The organism is Limnochordia bacterium (genome assembly GCA_023230925.1).
In the GTDB taxonomy this organism is placed as follows: Bacteria; Bacillota; Limnochordia; order DUMW01; family DUMW01; genus JALNWK01.
This window is the reverse complement of sequence record JALNWK010000023.1, coordinates 15,929-34,503: the sequence shown is the minus strand read 5'-3', so window position 1 is coordinate 34,503 and position 18,575 is coordinate 15,929. Positions and strand designations below refer to the sequence as shown.

Sequence of the window (18,575 nt, the reverse complement as noted above, 5' to 3'; positions counted from 1 at the left end):
TTCACGCCCCCTTTGTAATTAAAGATATTACCCGTCCGGGTCCGGCCACCTCAGCAATCACGACCCGGCCCGACTCAAGGTTCTCCACCCTAATCCAATCACCTACATACCCATCCTCCAAAGACAAAGCTTTGGTGATGGCGTAGACATTGCCGTATGAGCTTTCTAGGGTCACAATCTGCTGAGCTGTAACCTCGGGTACAGGCTCGATTAGATCCTTAGTCAAAACTGTCCCGGACAGTATCCAGCGTTTAACCCGGTACCCGGCCAAGTCTTCTATAGAACTAAACGCATTATCCCGCACAACAAATAGGTCCCTTTCCACTAGTACAAGTTCATCGGGCTTTAGCACCTGATGCTTCATATGGGCATCCTTTACTGCAACCACTTGAACCGGCAAACTTACGCTGTAGGAGACCCATAGGGACCGATAGAACACACCGTCAATCAACACATCGATGCCAAAGGACATCGTCCGTCCCACCATAGGGAGGGAAGAGGGGGACAATTGTATTTCCCCCTCGGGTAGTACAACATCTTGCACCTTAGTGATCCTTTCAAACCTAACCTGTGGATACTCAACTAAAGCCTGCATCAACGCCCCATCTGCCACCTCGATAATCCTCTTTGACTCTAGCACTTGCGTCCTGGTGGATACCCGAAAAGAAGGGGGTACCAAAAGCTCCAGTTCCTTAAGCGAGAATTTGGCCTGCTGCAGACGCATCCGTAGGATCCCAAGGGACAGCGTCCGGCTATACCCCGGCAGAGGAGCTTCCCCGATATAGACCACCTCCAGCTGCTCTAGATCCGCTGGATCCGCCCCTTGAATTTGGGCTATGTCCCCCAAGAAGATCTTGGTACCGGATACCTCCACATGCTCATCAATCTTGATGAGCACCTGGGCACAAATACCCTGGGTCAGGATCAGTGCTAGTAAAACAAGGAGTAGGTACATTCGTCGCCGATGCATCATTATCTCACCCTAACGCCGGAGATTGTTCGCTGTCTGCAACATCTCATCGGAGGCCTGAATCGCTTTGGAGTTTACCTCATAGGCCCGCTGGGCGGTGATCATACTGACCATTTCCTCAACGACCTTAACATTTGACATTTCCAAGTAGCCCTGGGCTACGGTACCAAAGCCCTCCAGTCCAGGAGTCCCAAAGATGGCCTCCCCTGATGCAGAGGTTTGCTTTAGCAAGTTTCTGCCAATATTGCGGAGTCCCGCCGGGTTAATGAAGCGGACCAAGGTAATGCGTCCTACTTCCTGGGCTGCTTCCGAGTCCGAAGTCAAAACAGAAACGGTACCATCCGTGCTTACGGAGATATCCAGGGCATTGTCCGGAATGACAATCTCCGGCTCCAGCACAAAACCATCGGAAGTAACCAGACGTCCTTCACTGTCTAGTTTCAATGCACCATCCCTGGTGTATGCCGTGGAACCATCGGGCATGGTAACCTGGAAGAACCCTTCCCCTTCGATGACTAGATCCAAGGGATTATCGGTCTGCTGGTAATCCCCTTGGGTAAAGATCTTTTGGGTACTAACTGGTCGCACCCCATGTCCCACTTGAATACCCGTTGGAATCTGGGCCCCTTGTACCACCGGGGTTCCACTGTAGCGCACCGTTTGGTAAAGCAGATCCTGGAAGTCTACCCGGCTTTTCTTAAAACCACTGGTGTTCACATTGGCTAGGTTGTTGGAGATTGTGGCGATACTAAGCTCCTGCGCTGTCATGCCGGAACCAGCAATCCATAATGAACGCATCATGATTAATTACCTCCCATTTTTCTTTAAGATACCTTACCTATTTCCACCGCAAACCCGAGGACTTCGTCCTGGGCGGTAATCAAACGCTGGGCCGTTTCATAGGCCCGCACTGCACTGATCATCCTTACCATCTCTTCAATGACACTAACATTGGTCTGCTCTAATGTGCCTTGCACCACCATACAATCCTCGGCTAACTCAACACCCTCCATGGATTTCAGCGCATAGAAGCTATGGCCTTCGGCAAGCAAAGCTTCCCGGGGAATCCTCACAATCTGCAGTTTGTCGATTAGGTCTTCTTGGAAGATCTCCCCAGATGGGCTCACACTAAACTCAGCCTTTTCTAGCTGAATATCACCGTTTAGTCCCTGGACGTGGTAGCCTTGTTCGGTGACCAATGAGCCCTCTGGGGACAGGGCCAAAGCCCCACAGCGGGTATAGCGAATGCCTCTTGGCGTTCGCGCTGCGAAAAAACCCTCTCCCTCAATGGCTAGGTCAAAAACGTTACCGGTTTCAATCAGGGAACCTTGACTGGTATCTACAAAGAGTTCCTCTGCGATCACTGCAGTGGCCAGATCCCCAATAGGGACTGTTCGGGTCCCGTCGTTTCTTTGTACCTCTTGACCACCGCTCCCCTGTTGAATCAGTAACTGCCGGTAAAATCCATTGGTGGAGGCATTGGCCAAATTGTGGGCAATCACATTCATTTGGGTATCACCTAATACCATGGCACTTGCCGCGGTGTAAAGACCTCGAATCATCTAACACACCTCCTCTCCTAGCTTAAGTAACTCATGGGCCTCGTCTTCAAGCATGCTCTTAAGTCGCATAATGGCCCTGGTGTGTAGCTGAGATACCCTTCCTTTGGAGATCCCAAGTACCTCACCAATGGCACTTATGGTCAGCTCCTCATAGTAATACAAAGACAAGATCATCTGGTCCCTTTCGGGCAAGGAGCCAATTGCTTGGGCTAGTCTGTTCCTGAGATCCTCCTCAACTACCCTCTGTTGGGGGTTAACAGCCTGTCGATCCGCGATGAGGTCAGACAGCTGTCCCCCGTCGCCATCAGGGGAGCTAATCATTAGCTCCAAGGAAAGCATCGTGGTAGATGAAGCCTTCTGCTGTAGGTCATACAACTCTGTAAGATCAATGTGTAGGGCATCCGCTACCTCCGCATCGGTCGCGGGACGACCAAACCTTCCATCAAGCTCCGCATAGGCCCGCTCCATGGCTTTGATCTTCCGCCTTTGGCTATCGGGGAGCCAATCCTCGGAGCGAATCCCATCCAGCATCGCTCCCCGAATCCTTTTGGAGGCAAAGGTGGAGAACAAAACGCCTTGACAGGGGTCATACCGCTGGGCTGCTTCGATTAGGCCCAGGTATCCATAGCCCACTAGATCATCTACTTGCATGTGGTTCGGTAACCCAATGGCCAACCGCTCGGCAATACGACGCACTAAGGATAAGTGGTCACTGATCAGTTCCTCTCTTTGCCTTTCCCTCGGGCTTTGTACTTTATAGGCCTCAATATTCTCCCTTTGAAACATGCCAGTCACTCCCTTGCCAACAGGTGCCGTCAATTCTCATGGTTAACCATCCCCACTACTTCCAGTTGAATCTTTGGATCAATCTCATTGAAGGATAGAACAATCAGCTGGGGCACCAACGGTTCGATAATCCGCCGAAATACTGGGCGGGCTGGCGCTGATGTCAGCACTACTGGCGGGTAACCGCCTGCCGCCAGTTTTTGTATCTCCTGCATCAGACGGTGCATCAGCCGATGCACAAATTGGGCCTCAATGATCCCCCCGGTTTTCGCCTCTTCGGCCAGTACCGCCTCCAGGGCAGGGTCCAGGCGAATCACCCTCAAGATTCCATCGGGTCCTAGATACTCCTCGGTAATCTGCCGAGACAGGGACTGCCTTACATACTCGGTGAGGGTCTCAATGGAATCAGCACTACCGGCATGATCCGCCATGGCCTCAAGGATCCCGACGAGGTTCCGAATGCTGATTCCTTCCTTTAATAGGTTCTTGAGAACACTTTGGATCTGGCTGATGCTCAGTTGATTTGGCACCAGCTCATCGACCAAGGGCCCGTGATCTTGTTTGAGGCTATCTAGGAGTTTCTTCACCTCCGTGCGTCCAAGGAGTTCATGGGCATGGTCCTTGATTACCTGGGTAATATGAGTAACCAACACCGTCGATGGATCGACGACAGTACAACCTAGGGCTTCCGCCTCATCCCTTTGCTCCTCTTGGATCCACACCGCAGGCATCCCAAAGGTGGGATCCTTCACATGTTCACCCGCCAGCTCCTCCATGGGTTCTGAACACAGTGCCAGAAGTCTATTGGGCCGTAATTCCCCTTCACCCACCTTAGCACCGTAGATCTTAACCGTGTAATTGTGCATGCCCAATTGGACATTATCCCGGATCCGAATCATCGGTACCACCATGCCTAGTTCCAGAGCACACTGCTTGCGTACGGCACCGAAACGGCTTAAAAGATCCCCACCTTGCTTCTCATCGGTCAGCACCACCAAGCCATACCCAATCTCTACCTCTAAGGGATCCACTTTGATCATTTCAAGTACATCCTCAGGGGTAATGATCTCAGAACGTTGCTGCTCGTCCTTAGCTTTTTCTAATCTATACTCCTCTTCTGCCTGTTTGCCAGCACTTGTCAGCCGATAGGCGGTAATCCCGAGCAAAAGACCAATCATTAGAAAAGGGAAAAAGGGCAGCCCCGGGATTAAACTGAATACCACAAGTACCCCGGCGGCAATGCCAATAGTCTTGGGTTGGGCCCCAACTTGTTCTAGAAACACCTCTCCGAGATTCCCCGTGGAGGCGTTTCTGGTCACAATCATCCCGGTGGCCGTGGCAATGAGCAGAGCCGGAATTTGGCTGACCAAGCCATCCCCTACGGTTAGCAGGGTATATTTCTGGATGGCATCGCCAACACTAAGGCCCCCTTGGACCACCCCAATAATTAATCCACCCACGATATTAATAAAGGTGATGATAATCCCGGCAATGGCATCACCCTTGACAAACTTACTGGCGCCATCCATAGCCCCATAAAAATCTGCTTCCCTGGCCACATCCTGCCGGCGCTTTCGGGCCTCATCCTCACCGATTAATCCCGCATTTAGATCGGCATCGATACTCATCTGCTTTCCGGGCATGGCATCAAGGGTGAATCGAGCAGCCACTTCCGCCACACGCTCAGAACCTTTCGTAATCACCACGAATTGGATGATCACTAAGATAAGAAAGACTACAAGACCTACTACATAGTTCCCACCCACCACGAAGTTGCCAAAGGCGAGGATGATTCTGCCCGCATATCCGTGGAGCAAGATCAGTCTCGTGGAAGAGACATTTAAGGCCAATCGAAATAGAGTGGCAACCAATAGGACCGGCGGAAATATGGAAAAGTCCAGGGGACTTTTGACATTCATACTCAAAAGCAAAAGCACCACTGCAAAACTGATGTTTGCTGCAAGGAGTAGATCCAAGATATATGGAGGGAGGGGTACCACCATCATGATCACAATACCAATGATCCCCACCATCACTACGACATCCTTGTATCCGGCTGATTGCTTCATCCTCTTTGTGGCCATGTACTTACTCCTTCCTAAAGCGTCTTGCCCTTAAGTCGATAAACAAAGGCTAAGACCTCTGCCACCGCCTGGAACAATTCCTCTGGTATGATGTGGTTTATCTCCACCGACTGGTACAGGGTCCTGGCTAAGGGGGGATTCTCCATGATGTATACATCGTTTTCCCGGGCAATGTCCTTAATTCTTTCGGCCACAGGCCCCTTACCCTTAGCCACCACCACCGGGGCCGGCCGCTGTTCTAGGTCATAGGCTAGGGCCACCGCAATGTGGGTCGGGTTAGTGATTACCACATCTGCCTTGGGTACCATCTGCATCATTCTTCTGGTGGCCAGCTCTCTTTGCTTCCGTCGGATCCTGGAGCGAACTAACTGGTCACCCTCGGTCTGCTTGTACTCCTCCTTCAGCTCTTCTTTGGTCATCTTAATATTCTGCGTATACTCCCACCTTTGGTAGGCGTAGTCAAATACCGCCAGGGCCAATAAGATCCAACCAAGCCGCATGCCAAAACTTAGAATCCACTGACCAAAGACCACCAGGTTCTCTTCTATGGAAAGGCCCATACTGGCAACTAGGGCCGGGTAATCCCGCCGGATCTGTACATAGGCCACCACCCCAAGGAGTGTGAGCTTTGCCAGGGACTTTACCAGCTGTACCAAAGCTCTTTTGGAAAAGACTCTTTTCAACCCCTCCAAGGGATTGAGCCGCTCCAGCTTCGGTGAGATCGCCGCGGGAGTGTACATGAATCCTACCTGGGCGAAGTTTACAAAAAGCCCCAGGGTAATACTAACCAGAAACACCGGCATCGTCAGGTACAATATGTTGGTAACGCTTGTCTTAGCGATTTCCCCAACACTTTCAACATTAACCGGTTTATCCCCAAGGGTGAAAAACCACCTATATGTAAACTGATATAGGCCTCTGACAAGATGGTCCCCCCAAAGATGAAATCCCGCAAACAAGGCAATGATACTGGCCGCCACGCCTAGTTCTTGGCTTTTGGCCACCTGTCCCTTCTTTCGCGTATCTCGCCTTTTCTTCTCCGTTGGCTCTTCGGTCTTTTCCTCTGCAAATAGCTGCAAATCCCACCGCAACAGCTCGCTCATATTCTTAACTCCCCAAGGCCGCGATTACTTCGAACAATGTGCGACCCATAAACTCGAAGACTCCCTTAAGGAAGCTACCGAAATAGGGCATGGTTAACATCACCATTAAAAGTCCCAGGATGATCTTAATCGGAAAGCCCAAGATAAAAATGTTAATCTGGGGCACCGCCCGGGAGATGATCCCCGATAGAACATCCGCGATGAAAATCGCCGCCATCACCGGGAAGGCGATCTGGAGGCTAATCTTAAGCAACCGATGAATCAAAAGTGCCATTCCCTCGGCGATGGTTCCCGCAAAACCCCTTGGAGCGGCGAGTAGGGGTAATACCTCAAAGCTTTCGGCAATAGCGCGGAAGATCCACTGATACCCGTCAGTGGCCAGCAATATGAGGACCGCGGTAAGAAAATACAACTGTCCTAAGGGCGCCGACCGGGCATCCACTTGGGGACTAACGATCTCAGCCATGCGAAAACCAATAGGTAGATCAATGAGGGTTCCGGCCATCTGCACCGCTAAAAAGAACAGCAAAACCACAAAGCCAATAGTAAAACCAATCAAGGCCTCCCTAAGGATTGCTTGCACAAAGGGCGCCCAACCAGTAGGCACCTTGGCACTTGTCGATACTACTGGCGCAAGACACAGGGCAACGGTCATCGTCACCCAGAGCTTCACCGCTAAGGGTACGGTTCTGCCACTTAGCACCGGGGTTCCCGCCAGGATCCCTGCAGTGCGGGTAAAGACCAGGAATATGCGATTAAGCTCAAGCTGCAGGTCCACTAGGAAGTTCCCTCCTTAAAACAAACTAAGCCAAACATCAACCCATAGTCGGTTAACCAAATCCAACATGATCCGTGCCATCCATGGCCCCAGGAGGAGCAGCACAGCCATTACCGCCAGGATCTTAGGAACAAAGACCAGGGTCTGTTCCTGGGTCTGGGTTACTGCCTGTATAATGCTGATCACAAGGCCGACCAAAAGCCCAACACCCAACAAGGGTCCCCCCACCAGCAAAGTGGTGGTGATCGCTTGACGTGTAATGTTAATGACCCAAAGCTCATTCAAGAATGCTCACCCCTACCTTTGATAGGTCATAAGCAACGATCTAATCACTAGATTCCATCCATCGGCCAACACAAACAGCAGAATCTTAAAGGGCAAAGAAATAATCACCGGTGGAAGCATCATCATGCCCATGGACATCAGGGTGCTGGCCACAATTATATCGATCACAAGGAAGGGGATAAACAACAAAAACCCCAACTGGAAAGCCGTTCGTAACTCACTGATCATGAATGCTGGCACTAGTACATGGGTGGGGACATCATCTTGATCCCAAAGCTCCCCAATCCCAGCCAGCTCCACAAAAACCTCTAGATCCTTCTCCCGGGTAAAGGAGAACATAAAATCCCGCAGGGGAGATATGCCTCGGGTGGCGGCCTCGCTAAGACTAATCTCCTCGGCCAGATATGGCTGCAAAGCCAGATCATTAATCTGTTGACCCACCGGGGCCATTACAAAAAAGGTTAGAAACAAAGCCATGCCAATAATCACTTGGTTTGGTGGCAACTGTTGAGTCCCCAGGGCACTGCGCAGAAAGGACAACACAATTATGATCCGCGTAAAAGATGTAACCGTGATCACCAACGCCGGAGCCAATGACAACAACGTTAACACCGCTAGTATCTCAAGGGCCACATAGGCCTCCCTGGAACCGGGCTCATCAATAAGTTCTAAGAATGACTCCGGTTGGGCCAAGGCGCATCCCACCCCTAGCACCATCACGATACTTACCACAACAAAAATGAGACAATACTTAGCTACATCAACCCTGGTCATTTTCAGTTTCCTTCTTTTGACTATCCTTCTTTGGCAGCTCACAAAGTAGCTGAATCTGCTCCTTAGTAAACCCAATAACTAACACATGGTCCAATACCTCTACCACGCAAATTCCACTGCTTGGCCCTAGTTTCTGGCATCCGGTAATGGTGATCTGGCCTCGTTTGTCCTTACTCTCCCCTTGGGTGCAAAGTAACAGCTCCCGAGCCATAAGCAAGAATAACAGCAGGGCCAGGACAACTAACATCTGCCGGTAAAACCCAACATCACCCTTATTGGGAATTACCACCGAGATTACTAATGCGACAAGACCGATGCCTCCAAAGATGAGGGCTTTCCTTGGCAGTTTCACTCAGTTATCTCCTTCGCTTCTTTTTTCGGCACAAAGGTCAACCGAGACACTCTACATGTAAGCCGATTATCCAATAGGAAGATCTCGCCTTCGGCAATCTGACGACCATTGGCCTTTAGGGCAATGGGTTCGCCTGCACCCCGGTTAAGGACAATCACCGTTCCTGTCTTCAGCATGGCGATCTCCTCAATGGATAGGCTGGCTGTACCGAGTTCGCAGATTACCTCCACCGGCAGATCCATCATTTCCTCCCCTTGGACAAATACATCTGCGGCGGATTCCGGTGCAAACTGGGCGAATTTCACTTGGCGAACTTCTAGCTGTGGCTTTCCCACGTTCCTATCTCCCTACCTTTTATTGAATGACAAGACCGACGAAATACAGTCTCGCAATCTGTGGCGATGGTAACAAGTTATTCAACTTGTCCACCAAGTCATCGGCCACTCTCCTTAGGCTGGCACTAGTACCAAAGTCCTGTATGGTACAGTCCCGGATATAAAGGATGATCTCATTTTGAATGGCCGGCATCCAATCATCAATTATCTTGACCCCTTTGGCCTCATAAAGCTCCAGTTCTGGCCTGAACCTAACGTAACCATGTCGCTCGGGAGGACCGAAATTAAGCACAAGCTCATCGAACTTAACCATTGGGCCCATCTTATCCGCTTCCTTCTTAGCAAAGGCAGGCAAGGGCACTTTCCCTTGAATGAGGTAATAAGTAAACAGAGCGGACCCAACGGTTACCCCCACCGCCAAGCATACGATTAATACGATAAAGCCCCACCGTCCAGTGGTCTTATTCGTCTCCGCCACCTTCTGTCGCCTCCCCCATAAATAGCTGATCTATATCAAAATCATTCATCTCCCATAGGGACTGCCGCAAGATAACAATGTCAACCCGGCGGTTTTTCTGCCGCTCTTCGGGCGTTTCGTTAGGAGCAACGGGCCGATACTCCCCATAGCCCACCGCAGAGATCTTCAACGGATCAAAGTCTGCCTCCGCCAGCAGGAATCTCAGTACCGTAGTGGCTCGCGCCGTGGACAGCTCCCAGTTTGAGGGGAAGCGTTCATTTCGTATAGGTAAATTGTCCGTATGGCCTTCGATCCTTACATGATTGGGCCATCGGGACAAGAAAATGCTGATCTCCGCCAGGATGTTCAAAGCCTCGGGAGTCAAATCCGCCTTACCCAACTCAAAGAGGACACTGTCCTTAAAGCGGAGCACCAATCCCCATTCCTCCCGGTGTACACTAACAAAACTTTCCCATCCCCGCACCTGTAGCATTTGCGTCAACTGCTCCCTAATCTCTTCTAGCTGTTCCCAATCCCTTCTGAGCAGTCCATATAACGTAGTTGAATAATCGGTGTTCTCCATTTGAATACCCTCTAGGGCATCATCCATAACCCCGTTGTTTCCTTCCATAATGCCTGAACCAAAAATGCTTTGAAAGGCCCGAATAACACTCTGAAACCTTTGCACATCTAAAGTCGAGAAGCTATATAACAACACAAAAAAACATAAAAGCAACGTGACCAAATCAGAGTAAGTAATATACCATTGATTTTGATTAGTACGCCTAGGCAGGCCACTCAATCGAGCTCTGCGCTTCCTCTGGTCTTTCGGTTCCAGGGTGGCTCACCTCCCGCCGCAAGCCAGCTATTACTTCCAAAGACTCCCTGAGGTTTCTTGGGTTCTCTCCGGCTTGGATCCCCATGACCCCGGCAAGGATTACTTCCATGCCTCGTAGTCTTTGCTCACCCCGGGCGGCAAGCTTAGCCGCGGTCGGGCTGAAAATAAGGTTGGCCATCAGTACACCGTACAACGTTGTAATTAGTGCCACTGCCATAGCCGGGGCCACCGATTCAGCATCCTCCAGGTTGCTGAGCATGTTAATAAGGCCAATCAAGGTCCCCACCATGCCAAATCCAGGGGCCATACCAGCCATTGTCTCGAAAACCCGACAATCACCGTCAATCTCCTGCTGGGTTCCAAAGATCTCCGCCTCCAACACATCCTGGAGGTTATCCTTATCTGCACCGTCAACCACCAGCATGACACCCCTCCGCAAAAAGGGATCCTCGATAGTATCTAGTTGCTCATCTAAGGCCAGCAGTCCATGCCGCCGAGCCATTTCATCCATCTGAATAATCTGATCGATTAGTTCCTGGATGTCCCGATTGTCCGGAGATAGAACCTGTCGTAAGGCCTTTGGAACACGTTTTAGCTGTTCCCAAGGATAGGCGATCGCCGTGGAAGCTAGGGTACCGCCCAGGACAATGACTAAAGAAGGAAAGTTCCAGAACCCCCCGGAGCCATCACTGGTAATGATACCTCCTGCGACCACCACGACCCCAAGAACTATGCCGATTATTGTTGATTTATCCAATCCTGACACCTCTTTTGAGGGTGACCCCAAAAGGGTCACCCACAACCTTACTACCGCTTAATACTCAACGTCTCCTGGAGCAGCTCATCGGATGTAGTAATCACCCGGGAATTGGCCTGGAAGCCCCGCTGGGTAGTGATCATCTCTGTAAATTCCTGTACCAAGTCCACATTGGACATCTCCAAAGACTCAGGGATGATCCGGCCGCGGCCACCGCTTTGGGGCTCTCCTAGTTGAGCTGTGCCTGAGTTTAGACTTTCACTGAAACTAGTACCCCCGACTTTGCTCAGTCCCGCTGGATTGGGAAAGGTAGCCAGGGCGACTTGTCCAAGGACTATCGGGGTGTTATCTGCAAGTACACCAATGAGGCGACCCCGGTCATCCACCGTTAATGCCTCAAGTCTCTCATCTGCAGTACCCCCACCAAGACCTAGGTGCTTTGGATCAATCGTAATATTCGTGGGAGCGGTGGATGAGTCGATTACTCCACCGGTGGCATTCCAGCCCTGTACAAATCCCCCCGTTACTGGGTTAATCAGGTTTCCGGCACCATCGATGTCGAAGGAGCCCGCCCGAGTGTAGACAAAACCTTGGGATTGACCGATGATAAAATAGCCTTCCCCTTGGATGGCTAGATCCAGCATGCGCGCTGTGCCAGCAAGGTCCCCTTGCTCATGAATGGTATCAATACTACTGAGGGCTGTACCGGTTCCCACTTGCATGGGGTTTACCCCACCCCGATGGGCCGCTGGCTCATAGGCAGCCTGCAGGGTCCGGGCAAACATCTCCTGAAATACAACCCGATCTTTCTTGAAACCAATGGTGTTTACATTGGCAATGTTATTGCCGATTACGTTTAGTTTTTGCTGATGTGTACGCATTCCCGATACACCAGTATAAAGTGAGCCTAACATGAGTAAACCTCCTTAGTATATTGACGGGTAGCTTCCATCCTTCTGACGAAGCTATAGACTTCCTTGAAGAAGGTCCAGCCTAGCCAATAACAGCCCCATCGATATTCGTAAATACTGTCTGTCTTGCCTCGTCTCCCCTTAATACGGTAATCACCGTCCGGTTGGTCACACTTACAACCATGGCTACATCTTCAATGAGCACCAAAGGTTCCCTTAGCCCTTTGGCTGCCGCACAACCAACAGCTTCATCCAATCGCTGCATCTGCTCTTGGGTCAAGCTCACATTGCGACCTACCATCCGTCTTTGGGCATGGGCCGAAAACTGGAGGGGCCCTTGCCTGTTCAGGGTTTGGTTTAGTATCTGGTCAAAGGGCTTTTCCACCCTACGACTGGCATCTTGAAGCCTCGTCTGTTGACCAAGGCTACTGACTTTTTGAATCATTGGCAGTGCCCCCCTAACGACTTTCCACCAAGGCAACCACATCGCTTAAAGCATAGTTCTCTCCGCCAATAGTGAGAAATACTTTCCCTTCGTCGTAGCGTAGTCCCGTCACTTGGCCAGTTACTAAGGTCTCTTGGGTAACTACGGTCACCTCTCGGCCTAACAGATGCATCCCTAAAAGCTTCGCCGAATCCTCCATAATCCGTTGATTACTCCCGGAAAGCTGCTCTAAGGACTGGATATTGGCCATCGCCAAAAACTGCTGTAATAGCTCTGAGTTTTTCATCGGTTCCGTGGGATCCTGCAGCTGCAGCTGGGTGAGCATTAGTTTCAGGAAATCCTCACCACCCAAGGATGAGCCCTCAACGCTCACTTGAGCTTGTCCACCAACTAGTTGACTTACCGCCGATGTCCTCATGGTTTACCTCCTTTATGCCAAGACATTAATGGTTGAACCCATCAGGTTCTTTCTAGGTACCATGTTTCTTACCTTATGTCCCGCTAAACGAAATCCACTAAAGGTATAAGCCGGTTCGTAGTCAGGATAATGTCTACCTTGACCCCAGTCCTGATGCAGGAAAGCTTGCATCGAACCCATCTCAATGCCCATCCGCTGCAGGCTGGTCCGCAGCTCAGGTAAGCTGTTTTCCAAAGTTCTAAACAAGGTAGCTTCCTCCACCACAAAACGCCCGGTAATCCTTTGATTAACTAAACTTAAGATCACTTTGATCTCGGCCTTCTCCGTAGAAAGCCTTAGATGGAAAGACCGATCTGTCCCCTCGGAAACCAGTCGCGCCTCTTGCACAATCCGCTCGGCTACTTCCTTTACCTCGATGGATTTAGGTTCAGACTCAAGGGCTACTTCCCTGGAAAAGAGGGGCTTAACCCCACCGTCTGGGATGTTGCTCTGCGCCTTGACTAATTCCACAGGCTCTTCCGGCTCGGGGACTTCACCAGCAAAGGCCTTCCGCTCAAAGACCACTCCTTCTTTCCTCCCACGCGCATCCTTGGTGTGAACCCGCTGGGAACGGGACTCCAGTTCTACACTGGTGGTTCCTGCATCCTCCCGGGTGCTATCTTGGTCTTTGTCCTTGCTATACTCCGTAGTAGTTGCCCCAATGCTTCCCACAGACGAGGGCTCTGGAAATTCTTCCCTAGTTTGGGGTTCAGTCGCCATGTCCCAAGAGTTGTCTAAAGCCACCACAGTATCTGGCGATGGCTCCTGTGTTTCAAATAGTGGGTCTTGGGTACGATTTGCCTTCACATTGGGGATTAGACTATGCTGCTCCTGTACCGGTAACTCTCCCGGGCCCTTAGGGTTATGCTCCTTGCTACTTGCCGGATAATGCTCTAACCGAAAGGTTTCCTCTAGAACAGGCCTAGCTTCCTGCGGAACAGGACTTGGTCCCTTCGGGACGGAGCTTGACTCGTGGATTGTCTCGTTCTTACTCATCCTTTCTACAGTACCGATCGTCTGTTGGGCACGAACGACTTGGGGGTTATCGCTTCTGGGATCAGCGTTTTGTTCTACTTCCTGGGATAGGACCCTAGGAACTACAGCATCTACCACTTCCCTAACTTCAACCAAAGGAACATCCTCATGCCCTGTTCTCATCTGCTCGGAGGTATCTACCAAGGTTTCATTGGTAACGTTCAACTCTGCACGAGTCCCATCAGACGCAGGGAGAATCTGTCCTGACTCGTCAATGGGACTTGGTCTGCTGTAGACCCCTACCTCCTGCACATCCTCCACCAATTCTACAGAAGGAGCATCGGTTGATACTCTATTGCTAACTTCTTCAGGGAAGACATCGTGTCGGACGGTTAAGTGTACGCCCTCCGTCATACTTGACCAAGGCATAGTGTCCTCTGCTGGCTCCACCTGTTGATCGTCAGGCCACGGAATAGACCCCGGGGAACTTGCCAAAGATGCGACATCTTCTACTGTTTCCATCCTCATCTCTGATGAATTCTGTATATCCATCGTCTTAGTCAATTCGGTGGTCTCTACCACCTGTCTATCAAAGCGGCGAGAGCCTCCCACAGCTGGTTCCGTCTTGATGATCCGCACTGATGATCCCTCGGGATGAACTACCCTAGATACATCCTCACGGGAAATGGGTCTGTGTTCTCGGTCCACCTCTGGAACTATGATCTCCTCTTTCCCCTCACGAGTCTCCCCCTGGGTATGTAAAGATCCCTCCTGAATAAGAACAGGGCGTATATGCTCCTCAAAGGTGTTAGCGATAGGTGCCTCGCCTTCTGTCTGTTCAAGTAAGGCCGGCTCCTTCCCCGCGGTTACAAACTCGGCCTTAGGCAGGGAAGGCAGGTCCCCAGCCCCATCTGTAGTGCCGGGTTCAAGTAATACCCCAGCAGTAGCTATCTTCGGAGACTGCAGCATCTGTACTGGCTCGGTCCGCGAGGGGACCTCGAAGATTACACCTTCTTCTGGTACCAGCTGGTCCTCTATGAACTCCCTGGGCCACAGTTCTTCCTCCGGACCCACTAGTTCTGATTCAGCCATGCCTTCCCGGGATACTAAGATTCCTTCTCCTGCGAACCTTGGAGCCGGTTGTACTGGTACCGGGGTTTTATCCTGAGTGTTGACTACTCCCTCCTGGGTATGGTCCCCGTCAGCGGGGAGCCAATTGTTAACTTCACCGCTTCTGCCTATGGAGGGGGAAGTCACATCAGCGTTAACCACCGGAGTAATCAGTGATGTCTTGGACGCAATTTCTTGCACTGTCACTGAGGATACCGCCGTGACAGATTCCTGCTCCTCGGCTTCAGGGACTACTAACGGTATTTCCACTGGAAGGGAACCCAACAAGGGACACGCATAGAGCCCTTCTTCAATCAGCTCCTCATCTAGGTTTTCTAGATCTGGTACAGGACAGGCTTGCTGCTCTACCCCAGCACCTTTAATAAGGAGATCCAAAACCGCCTTAAGCTTCAGTTGAAACTCCGTCTTAGGGGAGAACCTCTGTAGTTCTGGCACAACCTCCTTTCCAACCCCTTCTAGTAACTGTATATCAAAGTTCAAATGCATTTACTCACCTCCTTCCCTAGATGTATTACTAGATGCCTGCAAGCAAGTCTCTGAGCTCTTCGATACTTCTTTCGAAGGATACAGCCTCATTCTGGTCCTGTTGCAGGAACTCATTGATCGCATCGTGCATCTTTACTGCTAGATCCGTATCCGAGTTGTTCCCTTTTCTGTAGGCACCAACTTGGAGCAGATCTTCAACTTCACGGTACGCGGCTAAAAGCTTGATTAGTTTACGCGAGTCATGCAATTGTTCCGGAGTAACCAGCTTGGGCATCAACCTACTAATGCTTGCCAGAACATCAATGGCCGGAAAGTGACCCTGTTCCGCCAGTCTACGACTGAGAACAATATGGCCATCGAGGATGCCCCGGGCTGTGTCCGAAACTGGTTCATTGAAGTCATCTCCTTCTACCAGCACCGTATAAATCCCCGTAATGCTACCCTGTTCAGCCTTTCCTGCCCGTTCCATCAGCTTTGGCAGTAAACTGAACATGGAAGGTGTATAGCCTCTCGTGGTGGGAGGTTCACCAGCACTTAATCCGATCTCCCTTTGGGCCATGGCCAGCCGCGTAACTGAATCCATGATTAGTAGCACATCGGCACCTTGCGTGCGGAAGTACTCTGCAATAGTGGTAGCTGTAAAGCCAGCCTTCAGGCGGATTAGGGGTGGTGCATCACTGGTGGCAGCAACCACCACCGATGTTTCCTGACAGCTTCCTAGCTGGTTCTCCAAAAACTCCCTAACCTCCCGACCACGCTCACCCACTAAGGCAATCACCTTCACATCCGCTGCACAATTGCGGGCAATCATGCCTACCAAGGTACTTTTGCCAACACCACTCCCGGAGAAAATGCCAATTCGTTGCCCCTTACCAACGGTTAGGGTGGCATCAATGGCGCGAATACCCATAGACAAAGGCTCATCGATGACCTCCCGACTTAATGGATCCGGCGAGGCGGCATTAATCGTTTGCCAAGGACCGACGAGGGGACCTTTGCCGTCAATGGGTCGCCCTAAACCATCAATAACCCGTCCAAGTAGATCCGGGCCGACACGGATGCGCAAAGGCCATCCGGTGGCAATAACCAGACTTCCCTGCTTAATTCCATCCATATCATCTAGGGGCATCAGCAGGATCCGACCGTCTCTAAAACCAATAACCTCGGCACCAATTGTGCCTTGCCCATCGAAGGTCTCAATTTGGCAGTACTCCCCCACCTGTACATCTGGGCCGAGGGATTCGGCGCAGATACCTACTACCCGGGTGACTTTGCCCAATCGCAGGATGGGATCGGTTTGCTTGATTATTGGACGATACTTCCCTAAAAGATCCATCGTCTACACTCCTAGGCCGTTTCCGTCAGCCTTTGCTCAAGGCGGATCACCTGACTTGTAATACGTCCATCAAAATCCCCGAGGTCCGACTCTAGGAAACAATCGGCCAGCCGTAGGGAATCATCGGGCACAACTTCTACCTTGTACCCAAGGTTTAGCGTAAGGTCATCGATAACCTCAACTTGATCCGGATGTACCCGCAGGGTAATGCGCGTGGCTTCGCCGGCCGCAGCGAGCACCCCGTGCACGACCCCCTCGACGATCCGCGGATCGAATTCCGCACGGTAAGATACAAGCTTGCCGGCGATCTCGCATACAAGCTTGATCAGATCTTGCTCAAGGCTTGCCATCTGACGTCGCCGCTCCTCCGCGGCAGCTTCTACGATTCGCCTGGCCTGGTCGATTAGCTTGTTGGCCTTTGCCTGGCCTGCTTCGTAGCCTTGCATCTGCCCTTGGGCCCATCCTTCCTGCTCTGCTTCTTGTCGAATCCTATCTCCCGCTGCCCTAGCCTCGACAATAATCTGCTCTGCTTGGCTTCTCGCTTCGGCCAACATGGCCTCCTGCCTACCGGCTAGTTCCCCTTGCATTTTCTGTTTCTTTTCATTCAGTTTTCGGTACTCTACTTCTAGATTTCTTTTCATTTCCTCGAGTGTCTGCACACCCTTGGGATGTAGGGCATAGGTAGACTCTTGATAATGGTCCCTTAACACATATTCATTCTTCACTAGACTAGACAACGACCGTATCCTCCCCTCCCCGGGCAATGACAATCTCGCCTAATTCATCAAGCCGCCGGATAATATTTACGATCCGTCCCTGGGCTTCTTCCACTTCCCGCAGCCGCACCGGACCCATTACTTCTAGATCCTCCTTGAGGGCATCGGCCGCCCTGGAGGACATGTTCTGGAAAATAACGTTGGCCACATCCTCGCTGGCCGTCTTTAGAGCCAAGGCCACATCTCTCGGACTTACTTCCCGCAGTACCCGTTGAATAGCCCGGTCGTCTAGGAAAACAATATCCTCGAAGACGAACATCCTTTCCTTGATCTCTTCGGCTAGATCCGGATCGTTTTGCGCTAGTCGATCCAAAATAGCCTTTTCCGTCGTTCGATCAACACGGTTTAGGATGTCAACAATGGCATCTACTCCACCGGATATGTTCACATGTTGTCCCTCATAGGAGGAAAGCTTTTCTCTTAAGGCTTGTTCCACTAGGGCAATGGCCTCAGGAGAAATCCGTTCAATGTTAGCAATCCGTTTGGCCACAGTGGCCTGTTGCTCCGGTGGTAGCTCCGCTAAAATCGCCGCCGCCTGACCGGGACTAAGATGACACAATGTCAGGGCAATGGTCTGGGGATGCTCACCTTCTAGGAAACTCAGCAGTTGGTCCACCGAAGCCCGCCTCGCAAACTCAAAGGGACGCTGCTGAAACCGACTGTTTAGCCTTGATAGGATCTCCTCGGCTTCCTGTCTTCCAACGGCCTTCTCCAAAACCGACCGGGCATAATCAATACCACCCCGAGCCACGTAATCGAAGGCCACACACATATCCCGAAACTCCTCCAGGACCTCCTTCCTGGTTTCCATATCTACACTTTTGGTTGAGGCAACCTCTGCTGCCAGCCTTTCCACATTGGTCTCATCTAGTTGCCGCACCATCGCTGCGGATATCTCCGGTCCAAGGGAAATCATTAATACCGCTGCCTTTTCTAACCCCGACATGCGGGACTGGTCAGCTAGCACTCTTGCCATT

At 51.2% G+C, this 18,575-nt stretch carries 21 protein-coding genes; all 21 read right to left on the bottom strand.

The window, feature by feature from the left end; translation table 11 throughout:
- Position 1: 1 nt before the first annotated feature.
- Complete coding sequence (gene flgA / locus M0Q40_07085) at positions 2 to 970, bottom strand: flagellar basal body P-ring formation chaperone FlgA (protein ID MCK9222373.1); 969 nt, start codon at positions 968 to 970, stop codon at positions 2 to 4.
- Positions 971 to 982: 12 nt separating this feature from the next.
- Positions 983 to 1,771, bottom strand: coding sequence for a flagellar basal-body rod protein FlgG (gene flgG / locus M0Q40_07080; GenBank protein MCK9222372.1), 789 nt, complete (start codon positions 1,769 to 1,771; stop codon positions 983 to 985).
- Between the two features lie 23 nt (positions 1,772 to 1,794).
- Entirely contained in the window at positions 1,795 to 2,532 is a 738-nt protein-coding gene (locus M0Q40_07075; GenBank protein MCK9222371.1) for a flagellar hook-basal body protein, read from the bottom strand.
- Positions 2,533 to 3,318 carry a FliA/WhiG family RNA polymerase sigma factor gene (locus M0Q40_07070; GenBank protein ID MCK9222370.1) on the bottom strand — a complete coding sequence of 262 codons (786 nt, stop codon included), beginning with the start codon at positions 3,316 to 3,318 and terminating at the stop codon, positions 2,533 to 2,535. It abuts the gene before it with no gap.
- A 29-nt stretch (positions 3,319 to 3,347) separates the two neighbouring features.
- A complete protein-coding gene (gene flhA / locus M0Q40_07065; GenBank protein ID MCK9222369.1) occupies positions 3,348 to 5,402 on the bottom strand; it encodes a flagellar biosynthesis protein FlhA in 2,055 nt (684 codons plus the stop codon).
- 14 nt (positions 5,403 to 5,416) lie between these two features.
- Positions 5,417 to 6,505: a flagellar biosynthesis protein FlhB gene (flhB, locus tag M0Q40_07060; protein ID MCK9222368.1), complete on the bottom strand. Its 1,089-nt coding sequence runs from the start codon at positions 6,503 to 6,505 to the stop codon at positions 5,417 to 5,419.
- Positions 6,506 to 6,509: 4 nt separating this feature from the next.
- Complete coding sequence (gene fliR, locus M0Q40_07055) at positions 6,510 to 7,283, bottom strand: flagellar biosynthetic protein FliR (protein ID MCK9222367.1); 774 nt, start codon at positions 7,281 to 7,283, stop codon at positions 6,510 to 6,512.
- 15 nt (positions 7,284 to 7,298) lie between these two features.
- Complete coding sequence (gene fliQ / locus M0Q40_07050) at positions 7,299 to 7,568, bottom strand: flagellar biosynthesis protein FliQ (protein ID MCK9222366.1); 270 nt, start codon at positions 7,566 to 7,568, stop codon at positions 7,299 to 7,301.
- Positions 7,569 to 7,580: 12 nt separating this feature from the next.
- Positions 7,581 to 8,342: a flagellar type III secretion system pore protein FliP gene (fliP, locus tag M0Q40_07045; protein ID MCK9222365.1), complete on the bottom strand. Its 762-nt coding sequence runs from the start codon at positions 8,340 to 8,342 to the stop codon at positions 7,581 to 7,583.
- Entirely contained in the window at positions 8,329 to 8,694 is a 366-nt protein-coding gene (locus tag M0Q40_07040; GenBank protein MCK9222364.1) for a flagellar biosynthetic protein FliO, read from the bottom strand. Before M0Q40_07040 ends, fliP begins: the two co-directional genes overlap by 14 nt.
- Positions 8,691 to 9,029, bottom strand: coding sequence for a FliM/FliN family flagellar motor switch protein (locus M0Q40_07035; GenBank protein ID MCK9222363.1), 339 nt, complete (start codon positions 9,027 to 9,029; stop codon positions 8,691 to 8,693). The genes M0Q40_07040 and M0Q40_07035 overlap by 4 nt, the downstream gene beginning before the upstream one ends.
- A 19-nt stretch (positions 9,030 to 9,048) precedes the next feature.
- Positions 9,049 to 9,507, bottom strand: coding sequence for a flagellar basal body-associated FliL family protein (locus M0Q40_07030; GenBank protein ID MCK9222362.1), 459 nt, complete (start codon positions 9,505 to 9,507; stop codon positions 9,049 to 9,051).
- Entirely contained in the window at positions 9,491 to 10,288 is a 798-nt protein-coding gene (locus tag M0Q40_07025) for an OmpA family protein (protein MCK9222361.1), read from the bottom strand. The genes M0Q40_07030 and M0Q40_07025 overlap by 17 nt, the downstream gene beginning before the upstream one ends.
- Complete coding sequence (locus M0Q40_07020; protein MCK9222360.1) at positions 10,272 to 11,081, bottom strand: MotA/TolQ/ExbB proton channel family protein; 810 nt, start codon at positions 11,079 to 11,081, stop codon at positions 10,272 to 10,274. The genes M0Q40_07025 and M0Q40_07020 overlap by 17 nt, the downstream gene beginning before the upstream one ends.
- Before the next feature lie 50 nt (positions 11,082 to 11,131).
- Positions 11,132 to 11,995, bottom strand: coding sequence for a flagellar hook-basal body complex protein (locus M0Q40_07015; protein MCK9222359.1), 864 nt, complete (start codon positions 11,993 to 11,995; stop codon positions 11,132 to 11,134).
- A 79-nt stretch (positions 11,996 to 12,074) separates the two neighbouring features.
- A complete protein-coding gene (locus M0Q40_07010) occupies positions 12,075 to 12,437 on the bottom strand; it encodes a hypothetical protein (protein ID MCK9222358.1) in 363 nt (120 codons plus the stop codon).
- A 13-nt stretch (positions 12,438 to 12,450) separates the two neighbouring features.
- On the bottom strand, positions 12,451 to 12,855 hold the full coding sequence (locus tag M0Q40_07005; GenBank protein ID MCK9222357.1) for a hypothetical protein: 405 nt from the start codon (positions 12,853 to 12,855) through the stop codon (positions 12,451 to 12,453).
- A gap of 12 nt (positions 12,856 to 12,867) precedes the next feature.
- Positions 12,868 to 15,486, bottom strand: a complete 2,619-nt coding sequence (locus M0Q40_07000) for a flagellar hook-length control protein FliK (GenBank protein MCK9222356.1) — start codon at positions 15,484 to 15,486, stop codon at positions 12,868 to 12,870.
- Between the two features lie 28 nt (positions 15,487 to 15,514).
- Positions 15,515 to 16,822 (bottom strand): FliI/YscN family ATPase, encoded by a 1,308-nt coding sequence (locus M0Q40_06995; GenBank protein ID MCK9222355.1) that lies wholly within the window; start codon positions 16,820 to 16,822, stop codon positions 15,515 to 15,517.
- Between the two features lie 11 nt (positions 16,823 to 16,833).
- On the bottom strand, positions 16,834 to 17,559 hold the full coding sequence (locus M0Q40_06990; GenBank protein MCK9222354.1) for a FliH/SctL family protein: 726 nt from the start codon (positions 17,557 to 17,559) through the stop codon (positions 16,834 to 16,836).
- Positions 17,552 to 18,574 carry a flagellar motor switch protein FliG gene (gene fliG, locus M0Q40_06985; GenBank protein ID MCK9222353.1) on the bottom strand — a complete coding sequence of 341 codons (1,023 nt, stop codon included), beginning with the start codon at positions 18,572 to 18,574 and terminating at the stop codon, positions 17,552 to 17,554. Before fliG ends, M0Q40_06990 begins: the two co-directional genes overlap by 8 nt.
- Position 18,575: the final 1 nt, after the last annotated feature.

Coding starts and splice junctions, on each gene's coding strand:
- M0Q40_06995 (MCK9222355.1), bottom strand. CDS start 16,822: ATGGATCTTTTAGGGAAGTATCGTCCAATAATCAAGCAAACCGATCCC.
- flgG (MCK9222372.1), bottom strand. CDS start 1,771: ATGATGCGTTCATTATGGATTGCTGGTTCCGGCATGACAGCGCAGGAG.
- M0Q40_07015 (MCK9222359.1), bottom strand. CDS start 11,995: ATGTTAGGCTCACTTTATACTGGTGTATCGGGAATGCGTACACATCAG.
- M0Q40_07070 (MCK9222370.1), bottom strand. CDS start 3,318: ATGTTTCAAAGGGAGAATATTGAGGCCTATAAAGTACAAAGCCCGAGG.
- flgA (MCK9222373.1), bottom strand. CDS start 970: ATGCATCGGCGACGAATGTACCTACTCCTTGTTTTACTAGCACTGATC.
- flhA (MCK9222369.1), bottom strand. CDS start 5,402: ATGGCCACAAAGAGGATGAAGCAATCAGCCGGATACAAGGATGTCGTA.
- fliG (MCK9222353.1), bottom strand. CDS start 18,574: ATGGCAAGAGTGCTAGCTGACCAGTCCCGCATGTCGGGGTTAGAAAAG.
- M0Q40_07000 (MCK9222356.1), bottom strand. CDS start 15,486: ATGCATTTGAACTTTGATATACAGTTACTAGAAGGGGTTGGAAAGGAG.
- M0Q40_07075 (MCK9222371.1), bottom strand. CDS start 2,532: ATGATTCGAGGTCTTTACACCGCGGCAAGTGCCATGGTATTAGGTGAT.
- M0Q40_07010 (MCK9222358.1), bottom strand. CDS start 12,437: ATGATTCAAAAAGTCAGTAGCCTTGGTCAACAGACGAGGCTTCAAGAT.
- flhB (MCK9222368.1), bottom strand. CDS start 6,505: ATGAGCGAGCTGTTGCGGTGGGATTTGCAGCTATTTGCAGAGGAAAAG.
- fliP (MCK9222365.1), bottom strand. CDS start 8,342: ATGACCAGGGTTGATGTAGCTAAGTATTGTCTCATTTTTGTTGTGGTA.
- M0Q40_07005 (MCK9222357.1), bottom strand. CDS start 12,855: ATGAGGACATCGGCGGTAAGTCAACTAGTTGGTGGACAAGCTCAAGTG.